The organism is Bdellovibrio sp. SKB1291214, assembly GCF_002209355.2.
GTDB lineage: Bacteria > Bdellovibrionota > Bdellovibrionia > Bdellovibrionales > Bdellovibrionaceae > Bdellovibrio.
Genome location: NZ_CP106855.1, coordinates 854,520 through 873,018, shown reverse-complemented (window position 1 = coordinate 873,018; position 18,499 = coordinate 854,520). Strand labels below are relative to the sequence as shown.

Below are 18,499 nucleotides of genomic sequence, written 5' to 3'. Positions count from 1 at the left end.
CCGGTGGTGAAACCGGGTTTTTTGTTTCTAGCATTGAAATTATTTTTTTAGTGGCATCGCGCCCAAGTAATCTTTCTTACCGACTTCAACACCATTATGGCGAAGAATTGAATAAGCCGTCGTTACGTGGAAATAAAGATTGGGTAAGGCGTGGTGAGAGATAAACTCGGCACCCGTCATCCATTCGCCATTCCAACGAGGAGTCGTGATGTGTTTTGTTTCAGAGCCTTTAAAATCAGCGGCAGACAAAGACTCCAAGTATTTTACGGTGTCTTTGATGCGCTCTTGGAATTCAGCGTAAGTTTTTTCAGTGTCAGCGTGAGTCGGCGCTGTTTTTTCCGTTAAACGGAACGCCGCAAGCTTCGCAGTATCACAAGCAATTTGAATCTGACGACCCAAAGGAAATTGATCAGGAGCCAAACGAGAGTTCAAAAGAACTTCCATATCGATCTTTTTCGTCTCCGCGAATTTCGCGCCCTTATCCAAGATGTGTTCTAGGTTGTGAAGCATTTTAATAAAATAAGGAACTGTGATTTCGTAAAGCATTGTTTATGTCTCCTGATAGCTCCACATTTAATCCAAGCTTTTCCTCCATGACAACCGTGAGTCGTGACGCATCTTTGCGTTCACTTCGCTAGCAGCGTGCGTTGTTAATCACATGTGACCATCAGCCAAAACTATTGTTAAGGTTGTATTATGAAAATAGCTGTAAACCATCCAGCAAGCTGCCACTGCCATTCTGTCAAATTTGAAGTCGAATTAACCAACGGGATTGAAGATCCGAAGCGCTGTAATTGCTCTTTTTGTCGACGTCGAGGAACTATCGTAGCGATGGTTCCTCGAGAGAAGTTCAAGGTCTTACAAGGGGCAGACAGACTTTCGCTCTATGAATTTAATACTAGAACTGCGAAACACTATTTTTGTTCAGTGTGTGGGATTCATACGCACAACGTAAGTCGCACGAACCCTCATCAAATTAGATTTAATGTTGGCTGCCTTGAAGGTGTTGATCCGTTTGAGTTGGGTGATGTCCCTGTCTCCGACGGTTTAAATCATCCGGCTGATCGCAAATAAACAAAAAAGAAAAGGCACAGAGATTAATATCTGTGCCTTTATTTTTAGAACCTAAAAAACGGAACTGTTACCTTAGCTCCACATTACGGTGCGCATAGAAAGAGATCCCATTTCGAAACCCTCAAACGGGTAGGATAGTTTATCCTGTTCGTCTGAGGCGCCAAAGGCGTATAAAAGTGGCCAGTAGTGTTCGGGGGAGGGAACGGATAGTTCCGCAGCGGATCCGAATTTTTCCATGTACTGAGCCAACGTTTTTTCGTCTCTTACATCCAATGCTTTTTTGATTCCCGCATCGAACTCCACCGCCCAATCATATTTGGCGTTGACGTCACGCCATTGGATCTGACGCAAGTTATGAACAATGTTACCGCTGCCGACGATCAAAACACCTTGCTCGCGCAGGGAGCGCAGCTGTCGGCCCATCTCGATGTGCTTTTCGGGAGGAGCATGCACATCAAGACTCAGTTGGTACACAGGAATATCCGCGTTCGGAAACATGTGAACCAACACCGACCAAGTTCCATGATCCAAGCCCCATTTTTCACTAAGCTTGGAACCAGGAATTAATTTCTGCGTGATCTGCGCAAGGTTCAAAGGGCCTTGCGCAGGATATTGAACATCAAACAGGGCTTTCGGAAATCCATAAAAATCATGGATCGTCGGCGGAGTCGCATTATACAGAACTTTCGTTCCTTCTGTTTCCCAGTGGGCCGACACCACAAGAATAGCCTGTGGGTGCGGCACGCTGTTACCCAGTGCAGTCAGCGCTTCCGTGAACGGAGTCTTCGCTAAAGCATTCATCGGGGAACCGTGGGCAGCAAAAATCACAGGCATGCGTTTCATAAAAACCTTCCTTATTTTTTGGCAATAGGCTGGTTGGCTTCGATACGGATTGTTAGAGTCACTTCGTCACCTACAACCGGACCTGCTTCAACAGCTTTGCTCCAGCTTAAACCAAAATCTTGGCGGTTGATTTTACCAGTGGCCGTAAAAGCAATTTTATGATTGCCGTAAGCATCGTTCACGTCACCCAGGTATTTCGTAGCAAGTGTGACTTCTTTAGTTTTGCCTTTCAAAGTCAAATCACCCACCAGTTTTAAATCGTCAGCCGTACCAACGACTTTTTTAACTACGAAAGACATTTTAGGATTTTTCGCAGCGTCAAAAAAGTCGGGGCTCTTTAAGTGGCCATCACGGTCGGCGTTGTCGGTGTCAACGGAGCTCACGTCAATATTCAAATTTGCTTTGGACTTCTCCAATTTTGGATCGATCGTGATAGAGCCGTCAAATTTTGTAAAACGACCTTCAACAGTTGCGATCACTAAGTGAGGAACTTCAAAGCCAATTTTAGAGTGAGCTGCATCCACGGTGTAAGTCCCGGCAGGGATGGTTTTGGCAAAAGCTGCCGTGCTAAGTAACGTAATAATTGTTGCGGTAATAAGTTTCATGGTTTTCTCTCCTTTATTGTTAATCGGACTTGATCAGTATCGACCTAAAAGGAGTGTTGCGGGAGTAGACATATTTGCGATATACTGTTGCACATATGGAACAATTAGACCTGAACCAAATCCGCACCTTCGTTAAACTGGTCCAAGCAGGAAGCTTCACGAAAGCCGCCGAAGTCCTGCATCAACCTAAGTCGCGCGTTAGCCGTCGGTTGGCGGCGTTAGAGAGAGATTTGGGTATTCAGCTGGTGTATCGCACAACGAGACAGTTTCAGTTAACCGATGCGGGCAGAGCTTATTATGAGCGCTCACGCGGTTTAGTAGAGGGGCTTGAAAGCATCTCTGCCGAATTGAGTGAGGAGGTGGCAGATGTTTCCGGATGGCTCAAGGTGACTGCCTCTGATGATATGGGGGTTCTAAATCTTCCAGACATTTTCGCCGACTTTGCGAAGCAACATCCTCGGGTCCGCTTTGAATTATTATTGAGTCAAGCTTACGTGGATTTGGTGAAAGAATCTGTCGATGTGGCTGTTCGTATCGGTATTCTTAAAGACAGTAATTTAAGGGTGAAGAGAGTTGCCACTCTGAAAAGTATTATTATTGCCAGTCCCGGTTTTATGGAGCGCTATCGCCAGGCGGATGATTTTGAAAACATCAGCACATTGCCATTTTTGACTATGAATTCTCAGAATAAATTAGAGGTGTGGCGTATCAGTGATGGCAAAAAAATGACTGTCAAAGTGGATCCCGTCATGACTGCCAACAACCCAAACATGATTGTGCAGATGGCGATTCATGGACGTGGTATTGCGATGGTTCCAGAATTTATCGCAGCAGAACATATCCGTGCGGGAAGACTGGTTCAGATACATCGAGGCTTTCGAGGTCAGGAAATCCCCATCAGCTTAGTTTCTCCGGAGCAAAAGGAAATCCCAATGAAGACCAAGAAATTTATCGATTTTGCAGCGAAAAGACTGAAAGAGAAGTTCGAAAATTTTTAGAGGTATTTCGTAAAGAAAGAAAATAGATCTTCATACTGAAACTTCATCGCACCAAAAATAACCGCGCCCCAAAGGACGGCGATCACTCCCATCATCATCAGTTGAGGGAAGTGCACCAGACTCATCGGGCCTGGCTGTTTGTTCAGCATTTCATCGATTTGCCCGCGCTCTTGGTTTTCTTTAAAACGACGAGCTAAGCCTTGTGCGAGGACAATTCTTTGAGTCATTTCCATTTTATAAAAATGCACGCCAACCAAGGTGCTTGAATTCGCAATACTATCTAGGCGAGTCACAATTCCGTAGCACGCCATCTGACGTGAACCCGGAGGTGTGAATTGAATTTTAATAACTTCACCTAAAATCGGGCACAGATCATCCGGTGCTGTAAAAGCAAGGCCCGTCAGCGATACATTTTTAATGGAAGTGCCCTCTTCCCAAGGAACTTGCTTGGGACCGGCGACACGCACGATACTTTCATCCTCTGTTTGAAGAATGAATCTTGGAGATCGGCCGTGATAGCGTGCGAGTGATGTCATGCCTCTCTTTTCGGACAAAAAGCCAGACCCCTTAACGAAGCAGGCGGGAAATCTGGCAGGAATATATGTCTCAAAATGATCATTTTGGGTTTTCGATCTAAAAGTGCTTCCAGCCCTTAAAGGATTCGATCTCTTCCTTTGCGTCCCCATGAATTAAAAAGACTCCGAGGCTTTGCGTGAATTGGCCCACTTCAGTCCAATGTGGGAAAAGCTTCCGATCATCAGGAGAAACACTCATAAGAAGCTCATAATCTTCTCCACCCCAAAGAGCGTATTCAAATGCTTTATTCAGATGTGCCATGCGAATGGTTTCATCATGCAATGGGAATTGATCCGGAAAAAAGTGAATGCCTATGCTGGCAGCCGAGTGACTGTTGCCGTAAGGCTTGTTCGCCAAGATCAAAGCATCATTGACCAAGCCATCACTGCAATCCATCAGAGCATGAATTTTTTCGGTATGCTTGCGAAGTTCAGCAACCAGATCTAAACGCGGCATCGGGCGCAGATGCTTTTCAGTAGCTTCTGGAAAGTCACCTTTACGATCTTCATGCAAAGCACGTAGACCTGTCGTAGATAATCCCAAAGGACCACTTGCCAGCAGAATGTCTCCTGCTTGAGTGCCATGTCGAGTGAGGGGCTTTTCACAGGAGCCATGCACACTGACATCTATAATTACTCCGCGAGGTGAAGCGCACAAATCTCCCCCTGCGATTTCAAGGCCGAAGCGGTCAGCAAGGGTTGTCATACCCTGATAGAATTCGTCAAGCCATGTTTCCGTTATTTCTTTCGGGAGTGCGAGTGAAACTTGCGCAAAATGAGGTTGCGCGCCCATGGCTGCCAGGTCGCTTAAGTTTACCGCAAGTGCTTTATGTCCAAGATCAAACGCTGAAGAATTACTCAAGCGAAAATGCACGTCTTCAACCATCATGTCTTGAGCGATAACAGACAGCCCAGGAAAGTTTTTAAATACGAATGCGTCGTCGCCTAGGGGTACGACAGTATTGGGATTATGACGCTGGACCTTATTGCGAATTTGCTTAAGTACTTGCCATTCTTTCGGAGTATTTTGCACGTCGTTGTTCCTCTAGGAAGACATTGCCAAAAATAATGCTTTATTGTGAAATATACCTCCAGGGAGTCAAGGAGGATTCTTTGAACACACCGAAGGCGAAGTCGCCTACCAGAACGTCTAAGAAAAAAGCCGCTACTCGCAAGGTCAAAGTTGTCGAGCATCCATTGTCATCTGAAAGTCTCTTCACCAGTCGCGAAATCGGATGGTTGAATTTCAATCGTCGCGTTTTGACTGAAGCCGAAGACAGCAATAATCCGTTGTTAGAACGAGTTAAATTCCTGAGTATCTCTGGATCAAACCTTGATGAATTTTTTATGAAGCGTGTAGGTGGTTTGAAGCGCCATGTGGCTTATGGAGTTTCACCAAAGTCCTCGGACGGTAAAACCCCCATGGCGCAGCTTCAGGAAATTCGTGAAGTCGTTTTAACAATGATCAAAGATCAGGGCAATTGCTTCACCAAGCATTTGAAGCCATCCCTTGAAAAAGAAAATATATTTTTGCTGTGCTGGAAGGATTTGACCGAGAAAGAGCGCGAACACGTTAAAAAATATTATACCCGGAACGTGTTTCCTGTTTTAACACCGCTGTCTGTCGATCCTGGGCATCCTTTTCCTTTTATCTCGAATCTGTCGGTATCGCTGGGGATTACCCTTAAGCATCCAAACTCTGAGGAAAAGATGTTTGCGCGGGTGAAAATCCCCAAAGTCTTGCCTCAGTGGATTCGCGTGGATGCGGATTCAGGGATAAACCGTTTCGTAAGTCTTCAGGAAGTGATCAAAGAAAATCTGGCTGACTTATTTCCTTCAATGCAAGTTTTGAATGCCATGCCATTCAGGCTGACGCGTAATGCGGATTCTGATCAAGACCAAGAGGATGTTGAAGATCTATTGGAAGCGATTGAAGAAGAACTTCGTCAGCGTCGTTTTGCCGAGGTCGTTCGCTTAGAACACGGACCGAATCCAGACCCCTGGATGTTAAAGTTCTTGATGGATGAATTGGAACTGACCGAGGATGACATTTATGAACTTCCCGGGGAACTTGACTATGCAGATCTGGGAATGATTGCAGATTTGCCTTTACCAAAACTAAAATTTGAGCCGTACATTCCGGTAGTTTCTCCGGCGTTTGCTGAAGAGGGTACGGGCCTGTTCAGTGCAATCCGCGCAAACGATCAACTGATTCACAATCCATTTGAAAGCTTTTCGGCCTCCGTCGAAAAGTTCATTCGTGTCGCCAGTGAAGATCCTAAAGTTCTGGCGATCAAAATGACTTTGTACCGCACGGGCGATAACAGTCCTTTTATACGTTCGTTGATCCGAGCTGCTGGTCAAGGCAAACAGGTTGTTTGTTTGGTTGAGCTGAAAGCGCGATTTGATGAGGAAAGAAATATCTATTGGGCCAACGAGCTGGAAAATGCCGGCGTTCACGTGGTTTACGGTGTCGTTGGATTAAAAACTCACGCCAAGACGGCCCTGGTTGTTCGCCAAGAGCAAGAAGGTCTTCGTTGTTACGTGCACATCGGGACAGGGAATTATAATGTGGCGACATCTAGATTCTATACAGATCTAGGATTGCTAACAGCTCGTGAGGAAATCACCAATGACGTGGTGGATTTCTTTCATTACCTGACAGGGATCAGTTTAAAGGGCAACTATCAGCATTTGTTGATTGCTCCCGTTAATATGTTTTCAACATTTAGAACGATGATTGATCGTGAAGCAGCTCACGCTAAGGCCGGTAAGCCAGCAAATATTATCGCTAAGTTTAATAACTTTGAAGAAAATGATATTGGTGCTGCTTTGTACTCTGCCTCCCAAAAAGGGGTGGATATTGATATGATCGTGCGGGGTTTTTGTTGCCTTCGTCCTGGTGTCCCTGGAATGAGCGAAAGAATAAAAGTGACTTCTGTCATTGGTCGCTTCCTAGAGCATTCCCGCGTCTTTTATTTCCGTAATGGCCAGGAAGATCCCGTTGATGGAGATTTCTTTTTGGGATCTGCGGACTGGATGTATCGTAATCTTCATGCTCGTGTTGAGGCGATTGTTCCCGTTTTAGATCGATCATTAAAAGAAAAATTGTGGGAAATCCTGCAGTTTTATTTGAAAGAGTCCAAGCAAGCATGGACGATGAACTCTGACGGAAGTTATACAAAGAAACCTTCGAAATCAGACGATGTTGGTATTCATCAAACATTGATGCAATTGGCGAAGACTCGAGTTAAACTAGTCGAAGATTCATCACACACGGAGTAAAATGGAAATCGTCATTGTCCGTCATGCTTTGGCAGAAGAGAGGGAAGACTTTGCGAAAAAAGGTCTTGAGGACCAATTCCGCCCTCTGGTTTTGAAAGGTCGTAAACGCATGCAAAAAATTTGCATGCGTATGAAAGACTTTATCAAGGATGTCGACGCGATTGTGACCAGTCCCTTTACTAGGGCTGCGCAGACGGCGCAGATTTTGGCGCAGGCCTATCCCAACGCGAAAGTTCTAGAAATTCCTGAGATGGTTCCGCAAAGTCCACCTCAGGCTCTGCTAAAATGGATTCGCACTCAAGGTCGTAACTATCGACGCATTATGATCGTTGGGCATGAACCTCATCTAAGCACTTTTGCGAGTTTTATGCTGACGGGAAAAGCAGAAAGCTTTATCGATCTAAGAAAAAGCGGCATTTTATCGTTGGAAGTTGAAACTTTTGCGCAAGCAAACGCTGGCGACGCCGAACTGATGTACTCAATCCCTCCGAAAATTTTTGATTAAACCATCGACCAAATTAAGCCATCACGAAGGCCGACAGCCGGGATCACGATTTTTTCGACCTCGGCTTGGCGCATGATGGTCTCCACCAACATCGATGCCGGCATGATCACGTCGGCGCGATCTGGACGAAGTTCTAATTTATCAATGCGGTCTTTAACCGACATCACACGCAACTTTGCGATGATTTCACCAAGTTCTGACAACGTTACAAATGTATTCGGAGTTTTCTTAAGCAAGCGGACTTTAAGTTCTGCCATACATTCGAGGTTTCCGCCTGTACCGATCGCAAAATCAACCGGTTCATTTTCGGTATTGGGATAAATATGCGGACCCAGTTCTGAAAGAAACTCGCCCATAATGATACTTAAATGGCTTTCGTTCATGCGGCGTTTGCTTAAATTTTCTAACACTCGAACGGTACCCATTGGAAAGGATTTCGTGGCTTGCAGTTTGCCGCCTTTGGAAAAAGTCACTTCGACGCTGCCACCACCGATATCGATCAGCATCGTTTTCTTGTTATCCAATTGAACTTCTTTACGAATCGCCAAGTGGATCAGGCGGCCTTCTTCGTTGCCATCGATGATTTCAATATCAATGCCGGAGATCTTACGAATGGTATCAACGAATTCCTTTTTGTTTTTGGCCTCACGGCAAGCACTCGTGGCCACTGCTCGGCACTTTTGGACCTGGAATTTTTTGTTCGTTTCAGCAAAACGATGAAAAGTGGCTTTAGCTAGTTCCATGGTTTCAGGAGAGATCGTTCCCGTCGTGAATACGTCGTGTCCCAGGCGGACGGGGGCTCTTAATTTTTTATCCACCCGAATAAAGGGGGCGGTTTCATTGATATCGGCAACCATCATACGGATGGCATTAGAACCGATATCGATGGCAGAAACTCGACGTGACACGGCTAAAGTTCTCCTTTGGCATTAGTATATAAAAATGCGAGCATCATAGACATGAAAAAATTAATTTTGTCGTCGATGTTGAGTATTTTTGTAGGTGGGCAAGCCTGGGCTCTTTCAGATATCGAAATCAGTGGGGAAGCTGATTTGAATGCTTTGGTGCATCTATTACCCACAGGACAGGCTGGCGAGACTAATTTTAGAGTCCCGTCATTGCTCTTAAACTTCAGTGTTCCTTTGAAGGAAGGAAACTTGCTGTATGTCTCATTTGAAGGCGCTCAGAAATTAAAAGAGGCGACGGCTACAACCGCGGCTTCCGACAGCTTTTCCGTAAACACTCGTGAAGCCTACTTGGAATTGGTTTCAATCTTTGAGGGCGCTAGCAGTCTTCGCATGGGTGTAATCCCAGATTCTTGGTTGGAATCTCATTATGAAGACGTGAACTATCGTTTTTTAGGAGAAACCGCATGGGGCATCACTGAAAAGTGGAAGTACCAGCATTATTCCGACTTGGGCCTTGAGTTCATGTCGGAGATGCCGTGGGATTTAGGTGAATGGTCTTTATCTGTTGTAAACGGTGAGGGTCGCAAGCAAGATAATTCTCGTGCTCAAAAAGAAGGTTCCTTGTTCTTGCGATTTACAAGCATGAATCCGGTGGTGTTGAGTTTACAGTATATCCATGGAACTTACGAAGCTTATGGGGATGATGTCGGGGCCAAGGAACGCATCCAAGCTTCTTTCTTGTACAAACCTGAAGATAGCAAAACGCGAATCGGTATCGAACTGTTGGATACTCATGATCCTGCTGACGCAATCACGGATTATGAAATGGCTGACAGCGTGGACGTATCGGCGCTTGCGGGTCAGGCGGTCCATGGTTTTGGTGGCAGTGCTTACACTATTTTTGGAATGGGACCAAAAGGTGAGTTGATGCTTCGTTACGATTACCTGGATGCAGCCGTTGGCGAGTCTGACAAAACGATGCAAACAGGTATTTTGTCTTTTGCATATCAAGTTACTGAAGATGTAAAAACTGCTTTGGCAGTGGATCATACATGGTATGCTCAAGACTACGGTAAAGGCATCCGCGATGCCTCTAAAGTAGAATTGGCAGCACAAGTTTTATTCTAGGGCGGCACCCTTAGGTGGGATGCTGTGTTAAGATTGTGTTAGTTTTGCTTTAGGTACCGTGTTAAGCGGTGTTTTTTACTCTGAAAACCTTTATACAACCAACGAACGGGGAATACGTATGGAACGTGCCATCGACACTCAACTTGAAGACCTAAAGAAAATGATTCTTGTAATGGGTGGTCATGTCGAAAAAGCCCTCTCTCAAGTGATCACTGCGCTACTTTCCCGTGATGTGGCTGCTTTCCAAGAAGTTCATGAAATCGAAAAGCGCATCAACGAAGATCACATCCGCGTTGATAACGTTTGCATGCACATCTTGGCAAAACAGGGCCCTGTCGCAAAAGATCTTCGTTTGATCATTTCTGTTTTAAAGATCAATAACGATCTGGAGCGCATGGGCGACCAAACTGTGAATATTTCGTACTCGGGTAAGGACTATTTGGGTCGTAAGCCGATTCAAGCGCAAACTGGCGATATTCAGAAAATGTCTGAGATCGCGGGTCGCATGGTAAAAGGCTCTTTGGATTGTTTCGTACGCGGAGACGCTGTTGAGGCAAAAAATATTTTGCTGATGGATGATGAGATCGACACTTTGAAAAATAAAGTTTTCAATGATGCGATCAAACACATGAAAACCAATCCAGACGACGTTGAAGCAAGCATGGATTTTATTTTGATCGCGCGTAATTTGGAACGCCTGGGTGACCACGCGACTAATATTGCGGAAGACGTGATCTTCGCATTTACCGGTAAAGATGTTCGACATGGGGGCAAGTTTGGCTGAAAATTCAATTCAAGTGATGGTGGTTGAGGACGAACAAGAGATCCGCGAACTGATGGCTTTGCATCTGCTACGTCAAGGTTATCGCGTGACTGAATGTGCCTCTGCCGAAGAAGCCCTCGCTGAAATGAATGCCAAGAACTACCAACTGTTTGTTCTGGACTGGATGCTTCCGGGCCTTCACGGTGTCGACATCCTAGATCGTATTAAATCTAAACATCAGAATTCATCAATTCTAATGGTGACCGCGAAAACCGAGCCTCAAGACATCGTCATGGGCCTTGAGCGCGGTGCCGATGATTATTTAACGAAACCTTTCAATCCTTCTGTTTTGATTGCCCGAGCAAAAGCATTGCTTCGCCGTGCAAACCCTAAAACTGAGGAAGTGATTAAAGATGACAGTGAAATCGCTATTCACGGTCTGAAAATGAATTTTAAAACCTATGAAATCTCTTACAACAATGAACCACTGCATTTGACTCCTTCAGAGTTCAAGTTGTTGGGGACTTTGGTGCAAAATCATGGAGTGGTACTGACTCGCGAAAAGTTGATCGAAAACATTCAAGGCGAAGGAATCAGTGTTGTGGGTCGAACGATTGACACGCACGTTTTCGGTCTTCGTAAAAAGTTGGGCGAGTGGGGCGATCGTATCGAGACGATTCGTGGTGTTGGCTACCGAGTTAAAATGGACCCTGCATGAACAGTTTCATTCGTTTCCCTTGGCGATTATTCTGGAAGTTATTTTTTTTCCAAGTTGTCGTCTTTAATATCCTGGCTTTCGTAATTGCCGCCTCGTTGGATTCTCAACATCGGATGGCGGACTTCGTCTATAGCGATTTTTTGTTGAACTTCTTTGCGTTTAGCATCTTAGTGTCGGCAATTATTTCTTTCCGTTTCGTTCGTCCTATACACAAAGTTATTTTGAAAGCTTTGCGCATTTCTAATAAGCGCGTGTACGGAGAGATCTTTTCTGCTTCTGAAGCTGACGACCTTTTGGACGACGACGCAGATGATTTGTCAGAGCTTGAAATTGCCTTGGATAAGATCCACAAAAAAATGAAACGTCGTAAGGCGAACTTCCTGCAAGCACAGGAGGAGTCGCAAGCTTTCATGAGTTCCGTGGCAGAGGGCTTGGTCAGCGTCAGTCTTGACGAAAAGATTTTGTATTTTAACTCGCAGTTCGCGGCGCAGTTTTTAAAAGGCCCTCAGCTTTCCTCAGAAAACTTGCGTCTGAAAGATGCCATCCGTTCTCCCGATGTGTTGGAAGGTTTTGCATCAACTATTAAAACAGGTAAAAACACTCGTTTCACAGTCAAGCTTCCAACCCTAATTGATAATCAGCCACGCTTTTTCTCTGTCTCTGTGAATCCGATTCGTAACGAAAAAACTCGTGAAGTTTACGGTATCGTTGGAATCTTCCATGACATCACTGAGCTAAAACGCGCCGAACAAATCCGTATTGAATTTGTCGGCAACGCGTCCCACGAATTGCGCACACCGCTTACTTCAATCAAAGGTTACGTCGATACTTTAAAAGACGATATCAACAATGGCCAAATTGAGCAGGCGGGCAAGTTCATTAACATCGTTTCTCGAAATATCGATCGCCTGATGGATTTGGTTAATGACTTGTTGTCATTGACTTCCCTTGAATCCAGCAACTCTGAGCTAAAACTTGAACTGATCCATCCTTTGCAAATTTCAGAACACGTTGTTTCTGAAATGGCCGTGCTCGCAGCAGAAAAAAGCATCGCAATCCGCGTTGTGGGCGAAGTTCCTCCATTTAAGGCGGACTCGCGCAAAGTGGAGCAGGTTCTTCGTAATTTGGTATCGAATGCAGTAAAGTTCATTCCGAATAACAAAACCGTGCAAATTCGTTGGGAGCGCGACATCAAAGAATACATCATTCTGCGCGTGATTGACGACGGCCCCGGCATTCCGAGCGAACATTTGGATCGCTTGTTTGAACGTTTCTATCGCATAGATAAGGGACGTACGAGAGACGCGGGCGGGACAGGACTGGGCTTAGCGATCGTTAAGCATATCATGCAAAGTCATGGTGGTACTGTTGCCGTTAAATCCGAAATAGACCGAGGCACAGAATTTATCTGCGCCTTTCCAATTAAATAAAAATTAAATCAAACGGCCTTCAGCTAGTAAGAGCTTGCCAGAAATTCCTGGCAGCTCTTCTGACAGATTTTTCACTAAAAACTCAAAACGTTCGATAGCTTGTTCTTTGCGATTTTGGTCCGTGCCTTCTAAGCCATCAGCAAGCTCTCTCCATTCCGGCGAGCGAAGCAAGACCTCTTGCAGAGATTTCGTAAATACATCAGCCCACGTGGGCTGACTAAAGGTAAAGTTTAACGACAACGAATCTTCTTCAGTTGTGGTTTCATGCCAATAGCCACGGGGAACGTATAAGACACAACCAGGCTTCATCACGCACGTCATACTGTGTTCAGGAAGTTCGTCGATTAAAGGAGCGTGACATTGATTTTCCAAGGCCGCCGGCATTTCTAAAGAGCCCGTCGTGAATCTTTCTGTCGGAAAATCGACGGATTCGTTCGGAGCCAGACGCCATGTCTTGGTGCCTTGAATTTGAATCACAAAATTCGCATTGGCATCAAAGTGCAGTCGGGTTCCGCAACCAGCCGGTGTCGCATACGCGATCGAGCGAGCCTTGCACAGATCGTTTTCCTCTCCGCCCGTGACTAATCCCAGATCCTGTCTTATTTGTTTCAAGGATGCTGCGATCGTGGCGTCCTGGGCTTGCATCGAATCAAAAACCAAGGTCATGTTGTTGCGGTAGGCTTTTAAAGAGTCACTGGGTTCCAAATGGATCGAGCTATATTCATCATCGAAATCTGGCAGACAGGCGCGCACTTTGCGGTTACGGGCTGCAATCAGGACCTCAAGATCTTGCAATTGAGGCAAGTAAAAAAGTTCCTGCAGCTTACCTGGCTGGGAGGGAATGAACAGCGGCTCCACTGGCCAGTTAGAATTGAAAAACTCTTGAATGCTAATAGGGGATAGTAGATCTGCCAGGCCGATTTTTTTCATGGGCCCAATATATCAAAGGGACCGCCAGTCTACAATTTAAAGTAACGGATGATCTGCGTACCAAAGACTCTGTAAAGCATCTTGGGATTTTTGTCATCGATCGTCAGCGTGTACTCCCATGTGTGGCTATTGGTTTCATAGACTTGAATATAGTTTTTTGATGTGACGTACTCGCCAAGGCCCGAAGCTTGGTCGTAAGCGGTGCAAACGCCCGTGTTTTCGATTTCCGTCGTACAGTGTTGAATATTTAAAGAGCCGTCTTCAGCAGGAGTTATATTCAAGTGAAAATCATTGAAAATTCCCGATGAATCTTCAGCTCTCCAGACACCCGGTGCATGGGTCATTTGAAATTGCTTATCAGCGTAAGCGGAACTGCAAATAAAGATTAAGGATATCATAGCCATTAACGTTCTCATAAATACTCCTGAGCCTTATTAGAACAACAATATTGCCTCAGCCGGTCAATGAAGAGGATATAAATATGGAATAAGGGCCAGCAGTTGATGAGCCTAGGTAAGAGTCTCTTTGATAGCTCGAAGAAGATCTGATCTGTTAATCGGTTTCGTAAGATGGGCATTGCAGCCAGCATCCAATGATTTTTCAATTTCTTCGCGGAGTGCATGTGCTGTCAGTGCAATAATTGGCTTTTTATAACCGCGCGAGCGTAGTTCGCGCGTTGCTTGCAATCCATCCATGCCTGGCATTTGAATGTCCATCAAGATCAGATCGAAATCGTTATTGGAAGCCAATTGCAAAGCTTCAAAGCCATCATTCGCGCAAGTCACTTTAAAGTTGTTGGACTTTAAATACCGGCGAATCAAAATTTGATTGTCTGTCGTATCTTCTGCCAGCAAAACGTTTACAGTTTGATCCGCAAAATCCTGCAACGTGACTGGAGCTTTTGGATCGTTCGGTTGGTTAACGGCGATGTCTTTGATTTGCTCCTCGCTGTCAGAAACGATCGTAAATAAGAAGGTACTACCGACCCCTTCCTTGCTTTCCAGCAGTGACAGATTGCCTCCCAAAGCTCGCGCAAAGTGACGAGACAAAACCAGCCCTAACCCCGTACCACCGAATTTTCTGATGATCGAATTATCTGCCTGACCAAACGCTTGAAAAATTTGGCGCTGTCCTTCTTCCGAGATGCCAATACCGAAATCTTGAACTTCCGTTAAGATATGGGTTTTTCCATCAATTCGTTCTGATTTTAGACGAACTTTAATGGGACCTTTTTCAGAAAACTTCACAGAGTTGCCAATTAGATTCACCAAAATTTGGCGCACGCGCACAGGATCGGAGTAGATCGTAGACGGCATCTCGTTCTGTTTTTCAACTTGTATCGCGATACCTTTTTGTTGCGCCATAAGTGATAAAGAACTTGTCACCTCTTCGACCAAACTTAAATATGACACGGCGGATTTTTCAATCGGCATCTTGCCAGCTTCGAATTTCGAGAGGTCTAAAATGTCATCGATGATTCTTAGGAGCAGGGTGCCGTTAGCATGAATTCGCCCTAGGAATTCGTCTTGTTCATCACTGAGTTTTTCGGAGCTTAATAGATCTGCAAATCCTAAGATGGCATTCATAGGAGTGCGAATTTCGTGGCTCATATTTGCCAAAAAAGTCATCTTAGCTTTTGTGGCAGCTTCGGCTTCTTCTTTAGCTTTCTTTTCACCCTTGAGGGCTTGTTCCAAATCCGCGGTTCGTTGTTGGACTCTTGATTCAAGCTCTGCTTGAGTTTGCAAAAGCTCTTGTTCAATTCTTTTGCGATCCGTGATGTCTTGAGTTGCTCCCACGATTTTTACAACTTCACCTTTTTCATCCAAGGAGACGTGTCCGCGAGTTTGCACATATTTCGATGTGCCATCGGCCAAACGTACAATGTGATCGAAATTGAAGTTTTTTTTGTGGGCCACGGCATCGGAAATCGCCTGGCGAATCTTGTCCCGATCCTCGGGGGCGGCAAAACTGACCAGATCTTCTCCGGTAATTTTGCTATTTTTTTCGATGTTATAAATGTTGTACATCTCGTCAGACATGCTGACGATGGACCCATCTATCATTGCTTCCCAGCTTCCCAGGTGAGCGATCGACTGTGCTTGCTTCAATAAAACATCGCGGCTGTGAATGGCTTCTTTAGATTCCTTCGCGCGACGGATCAGAATGCGTGCAAAGCCAGATGCAATCAAGGCGACCAGCAAGATTACTAATGTCGCCCCCACGACAACATAAGCAACGGTTTGGGTTCCCAATACAACGCCTTGATGGGACTGCAAGACGCTATCGTCATAAATGAAGTTCGCAGCGGTCATGCCAGTATAGTGCATTCCAGAAACCGCAATACCCATTAATAAGCTTGAAAAAATATGCAGCAGAGTGATTCTTTTTGTGGTTCGGAAAAGAATGGAAACTCCCAGTGCGGCGAAGGAGGCAAAGGCAGCAATAAAAACCGACAATGCAACAAGATCCCAGCGCCACTGAATGCGCGCCGGCATTTCCATCGAAGCCATTCCGATATAGTGCATTCCAGAAATGGCGACAGCCATCGAGACGCCACCCAATATCATAGTAGTCAGGGACACTTTGACTCGGCTGACTAGATAGAAAGCCACTAAGGAAGCGCCAATGGCGACAATAAGTGAAAGCACAGAAAGGAACAGATCGTACCCTACCACCATGCCCGGCATTTTCATCGCAAGCATGCCTACAAAGTGCATACTCCAGATCCCCAGACCCATGGCAACGGCACCGCCCAGCAACCAAAGCGGATTCGTTTTTTCCAGAGATTCTTTAATTCGCAATACGATGTTCAAGGCAACGTAGGCGCCCATCGTTGCGATTAGGATCGATAAAGCAACGAGTTCATGATTATAAGCGTGAGTTATCAATACGCCTAATTTGTAGCCGCCGCACACTTTTTTGCTCCTCGATATTGCTTGTTTATAACGTAACGAATTGGCCTCAAACCAGCAAATTACAGAACATTTGTTTTATGTAATGTGTTTGATCGTTAACAAAAAAAAAGCCCCGTGTTTTGCACGGGGCTTTTTAGGAGTTTTCTTAAGAGAGCATATTGTGGGGAACACGCACTCTCAAAAAAATGGGAAGTTGAATTAGTAGCGCTCTACACCGAATACACCACGGCAACCGTGATCTACCCAGATGTAGTTACCAGCAAGACCGAAAGATCTATTGGCATCACAACGTGCGTTTGAGTTTTGGCGAGCCAAGAAAACTCTGCGAATACCGTACGGGTTTACGTAGCAAGTGTTGTAGCGGTTGCCGTAAGACTCACATGTCACGTATTCAACGCGAGGGTGTGATGGTGGGTAACCGGGACCACCGTGACCTGGGCCACCATGACCTGGAGGCGGAGGTGGATAACCTGGGCCATGACCACCGCCATGACCTGGGCCACCATGACCCGGGCCTGGGCGTGGACCGGGACCAGGACGACCTGGGCGAGGACCCCAACCGCCGCCGCGACCTGGGCGACCCCAGCCGTCACCGCGACCGTAAGCAGCAGCATCCTCACCGATGAGTGCCGCAGCATCTTGATTCATTTCAGCTTCTTCGCTGTAGTTAGATTCATCATTATCGAAAGATACATATTCTTGAGCGTGAGCAGTTTGTGCAAACGCGCATAGTGCAAACATGGATAGCATCAATTTTTTCATTAACTTTTCCTTTGTTAGTGGTGTCGTTATGACGATTCGTTCGTTCCATCAACCCTCATGCGAATAGCGTGCCTAACTTTCCGGAGACATTAAGGCACCTTTTTCGTGACGCGAGGTGGAAAATGTCATATCTAACTCCGTATGTTGACGACTCATCCTTTCTATCTACATTTTCAAAAAGTTTATGGCGACCGTTGGCCCGCATTGTTTGCTGCATTACAAAATTCCGAGCAGCAGGTGGCACGCGTTAATAATTTGGGAATCCAAGACGACACCGACGCTCGTTGGAAGCATTTTGAAACCAAAGAACAATTACCTGGTTGTTTTTGGATTCCGACCGGCGAGGGTAGTCACCCCGAGCGTCGTAAGGATGAATTATTAGATACTTATGTGATGGACCCTGCAAGTGTGATGGTAGCTCGTGCTTTAGATGCACAACCCGGTGATCGCATGTTGGATATGTGTGCGGCACCAGGGGGAAAAAGTTTAATATTAATTGAAGCAATCTCTGACTCCGGTGAAATATTCTGCAATGACCTATCGCCAGAACGTCGTGAGCGTTTGAAAAAAGTCATTCAACAATATGTTCCTCGCAACATACGTGATCGAGTGTGGGTGACGGGCAAGGACGGGGTCCAATTCGGTTTGAAAGAACCAAATAGTTTCGACCGTGTGTTGTTGGATGCTCCGTGTTCCGGTGAACGTCATATCTTAGAAAATGCGAAAGCTCAGGATGATTGGAGTCCCCGTCGCACAGAACACTTGGCGACTCGGCAGTATTCTTTGTTGAGTGCAGCTTTGTTAGCCGTAAAAGCGGGAGGACGTATCGTTTATTCAACGTGTTCAATCAGCCCCGCAGAAAACGACGACGTCATCCGCAAACTTTTGAAAAAGAAAAAGGACGCCGTCAAATTACTACCAGCCGATCCCGGTGTGGGTGGGGAGCCGACAGAGTTCGGCGTGGCGTATATGCCCGATCGCAGCGGCTTTGGTCCCTTATATTTCGCCGTGATTGAAAAAGTGGAGTAGTGGCTCGCTGGTATTCTGGTTTGTAAGGTTT

Annotated in this window: 19 protein-coding genes; 9 read left to right on the top strand and 10 right to left on the bottom strand. The window is 45.7% G+C overall.

Annotated features, from left to right (window positions below; all coding sequences use genetic code 11):
* Positions 1-39 precede the first annotated feature (39 nt).
* Entirely contained in the window at positions 40-546 is a 507-nt protein-coding gene (locus tag B9G69_RS04325; RefSeq protein ID WP_088616747.1) for a DUF1993 domain-containing protein, read from the bottom strand.
* Positions 547-696: 150 nt separating this feature from the next.
* Here B9G69_RS04325 and B9G69_RS04320 point away from each other — a divergent pair, with 150 nt between their 5' ends.
* A complete protein-coding gene (locus tag B9G69_RS04320) occupies positions 697-1,074 on the top strand; it encodes a GFA family protein (protein ID WP_088616748.1) in 378 nt (125 codons plus the stop codon).
* 72 nt (positions 1,075-1,146) lie between these two features.
* Here B9G69_RS04320 and ygiD read toward each other — a convergent pair whose 3' ends face one another.
* Positions 1,147-1,917: a 4,5-DOPA dioxygenase extradiol gene (gene ygiD / locus B9G69_RS04315; RefSeq protein WP_254917007.1), complete on the bottom strand. Its 771-nt coding sequence runs from the start codon at positions 1,915-1,917 to the stop codon at positions 1,147-1,149.
* Positions 1,918-1,928: 11 nt separating this feature from the next.
* Positions 1,929-2,522, bottom strand: coding sequence for a YceI family protein (locus tag B9G69_RS04310; RefSeq protein ID WP_088616749.1), 594 nt, complete (start codon positions 2,520-2,522; stop codon positions 1,929-1,931).
* 95 nt (positions 2,523-2,617) lie between these two features.
* Here B9G69_RS04310 and B9G69_RS04305 point away from each other — a divergent pair, with 95 nt between their 5' ends.
* Entirely contained in the window at positions 2,618-3,520 is a 903-nt protein-coding gene (locus tag B9G69_RS04305; RefSeq protein ID WP_088616750.1) for a LysR family transcriptional regulator, read from the top strand.
* On the opposite strand, the gene B9G69_RS04300 is transcribed toward B9G69_RS04305, so the two are convergent.
* Positions 3,517-4,056, bottom strand: coding sequence for a PilZ domain-containing protein (locus B9G69_RS04300; protein WP_088616751.1), 540 nt, complete (start codon positions 4,054-4,056; stop codon positions 3,517-3,519). The two genes, B9G69_RS04305 and B9G69_RS04300, sit on opposite strands and share 4 nt — an antisense overlap.
* A 97-nt stretch (positions 4,057-4,153) precedes the next feature.
* Positions 4,154-5,128: a thiamine-phosphate kinase gene (gene thiL / locus B9G69_RS04295; RefSeq protein ID WP_088616752.1), complete on the bottom strand. Its 975-nt coding sequence runs from the start codon at positions 5,126-5,128 to the stop codon at positions 4,154-4,156.
* Positions 5,129-5,208: 80 nt separating this feature from the next.
* Here thiL and ppk1 point away from each other — a divergent pair, with 80 nt between their 5' ends.
* Both ppk1 and B9G69_RS04285 read left to right on the top strand, forming a co-directional pair.
* On the top strand, positions 5,209-7,380 hold the full coding sequence (gene ppk1, locus B9G69_RS04290; protein ID WP_088616753.1) for a polyphosphate kinase 1: 2,172 nt from the start codon (positions 5,209-5,211) through the stop codon (positions 7,378-7,380).
* Position 7,381: 1 nt separating this feature from the next.
* Positions 7,382-7,885 (top strand): SixA phosphatase family protein, encoded by a 504-nt coding sequence (locus tag B9G69_RS04285; protein ID WP_088616754.1) that lies wholly within the window; start codon positions 7,382-7,384, stop codon positions 7,883-7,885.
* Here the strand turns inward: B9G69_RS04285 and B9G69_RS04280 are convergent.
* Positions 7,882-8,793 (bottom strand): hypothetical protein, encoded by a 912-nt coding sequence (locus B9G69_RS04280; protein ID WP_088616755.1) that lies wholly within the window; start codon positions 8,791-8,793, stop codon positions 7,882-7,884. The two genes, B9G69_RS04285 and B9G69_RS04280, sit on opposite strands and share 4 nt — an antisense overlap.
* A gap of 51 nt (positions 8,794-8,844) precedes the next feature.
* On the opposite strand from B9G69_RS04280, the gene B9G69_RS04275 reads away from it, so the two are divergent.
* From B9G69_RS04275 to B9G69_RS04260, 4 genes are all read left to right on the top strand, one after another.
* Positions 8,845-9,921, top strand: coding sequence for a hypothetical protein (locus tag B9G69_RS04275; protein WP_265437970.1), 1,077 nt, complete (start codon positions 8,845-8,847; stop codon positions 9,919-9,921).
* A 118-nt stretch (positions 9,922-10,039) separates the two neighbouring features.
* The gene (phoU, locus tag B9G69_RS04270; protein ID WP_088616757.1) at positions 10,040-10,705 is read left to right on the top strand and encodes a phosphate signaling complex protein PhoU; all 666 of its coding nucleotides are present in this window, start codon (positions 10,040-10,042) and stop codon (positions 10,703-10,705) included.
* Positions 10,698-11,402 (top strand): response regulator transcription factor, encoded by a 705-nt coding sequence (locus B9G69_RS04265; protein WP_254917008.1) that lies wholly within the window; start codon positions 10,698-10,700, stop codon positions 11,400-11,402. Before phoU ends, B9G69_RS04265 begins: the two co-directional genes overlap by 8 nt.
* Entirely contained in the window at positions 11,399-12,832 is a 1,434-nt protein-coding gene (locus tag B9G69_RS04260) for a sensor histidine kinase (protein ID WP_088616758.1), read from the top strand. The genes B9G69_RS04265 and B9G69_RS04260 overlap by 4 nt, the downstream gene beginning before the upstream one ends.
* Before the next feature lie 3 nt (positions 12,833-12,835).
* Here the strand turns inward: B9G69_RS04260 and B9G69_RS04255 are convergent, their stop codons facing one another.
* The 4 genes from B9G69_RS04255 to B9G69_RS04240 form a co-directional block, all read right to left on the bottom strand.
* Positions 12,836-13,762, bottom strand: a complete 927-nt coding sequence (locus B9G69_RS04255; RefSeq protein ID WP_088616759.1) for a JmjC domain-containing protein — start codon at positions 13,760-13,762, stop codon at positions 12,836-12,838.
* Positions 13,763-13,791: 29 nt separating this feature from the next.
* Entirely contained in the window at positions 13,792-14,178 is a 387-nt protein-coding gene (locus B9G69_RS04250; RefSeq protein ID WP_088616760.1) for a hypothetical protein, read from the bottom strand.
* A 93-nt stretch (positions 14,179-14,271) separates the two neighbouring features.
* A complete protein-coding gene (locus B9G69_RS04245) occupies positions 14,272-16,677 on the bottom strand; it encodes an MHYT domain-containing protein (RefSeq protein WP_088616761.1) in 2,406 nt (801 codons plus the stop codon).
* A 198-nt stretch (positions 16,678-16,875) separates the two neighbouring features.
* Positions 16,876-17,439, bottom strand: coding sequence for a DUF3011 domain-containing protein (locus tag B9G69_RS04240; RefSeq protein WP_088616762.1), 564 nt, complete (start codon positions 17,437-17,439; stop codon positions 16,876-16,878).
* A 141-nt stretch (positions 17,440-17,580) separates the two neighbouring features.
* Between B9G69_RS04240 and B9G69_RS04235 the strand changes: the two genes are divergently transcribed.
* A complete protein-coding gene (locus B9G69_RS04235) occupies positions 17,581-18,468 on the top strand; it encodes an RsmB/NOP family class I SAM-dependent RNA methyltransferase (RefSeq protein WP_088616763.1) in 888 nt (295 codons plus the stop codon).
* Positions 18,469-18,499: the final 31 nt, after the last annotated feature.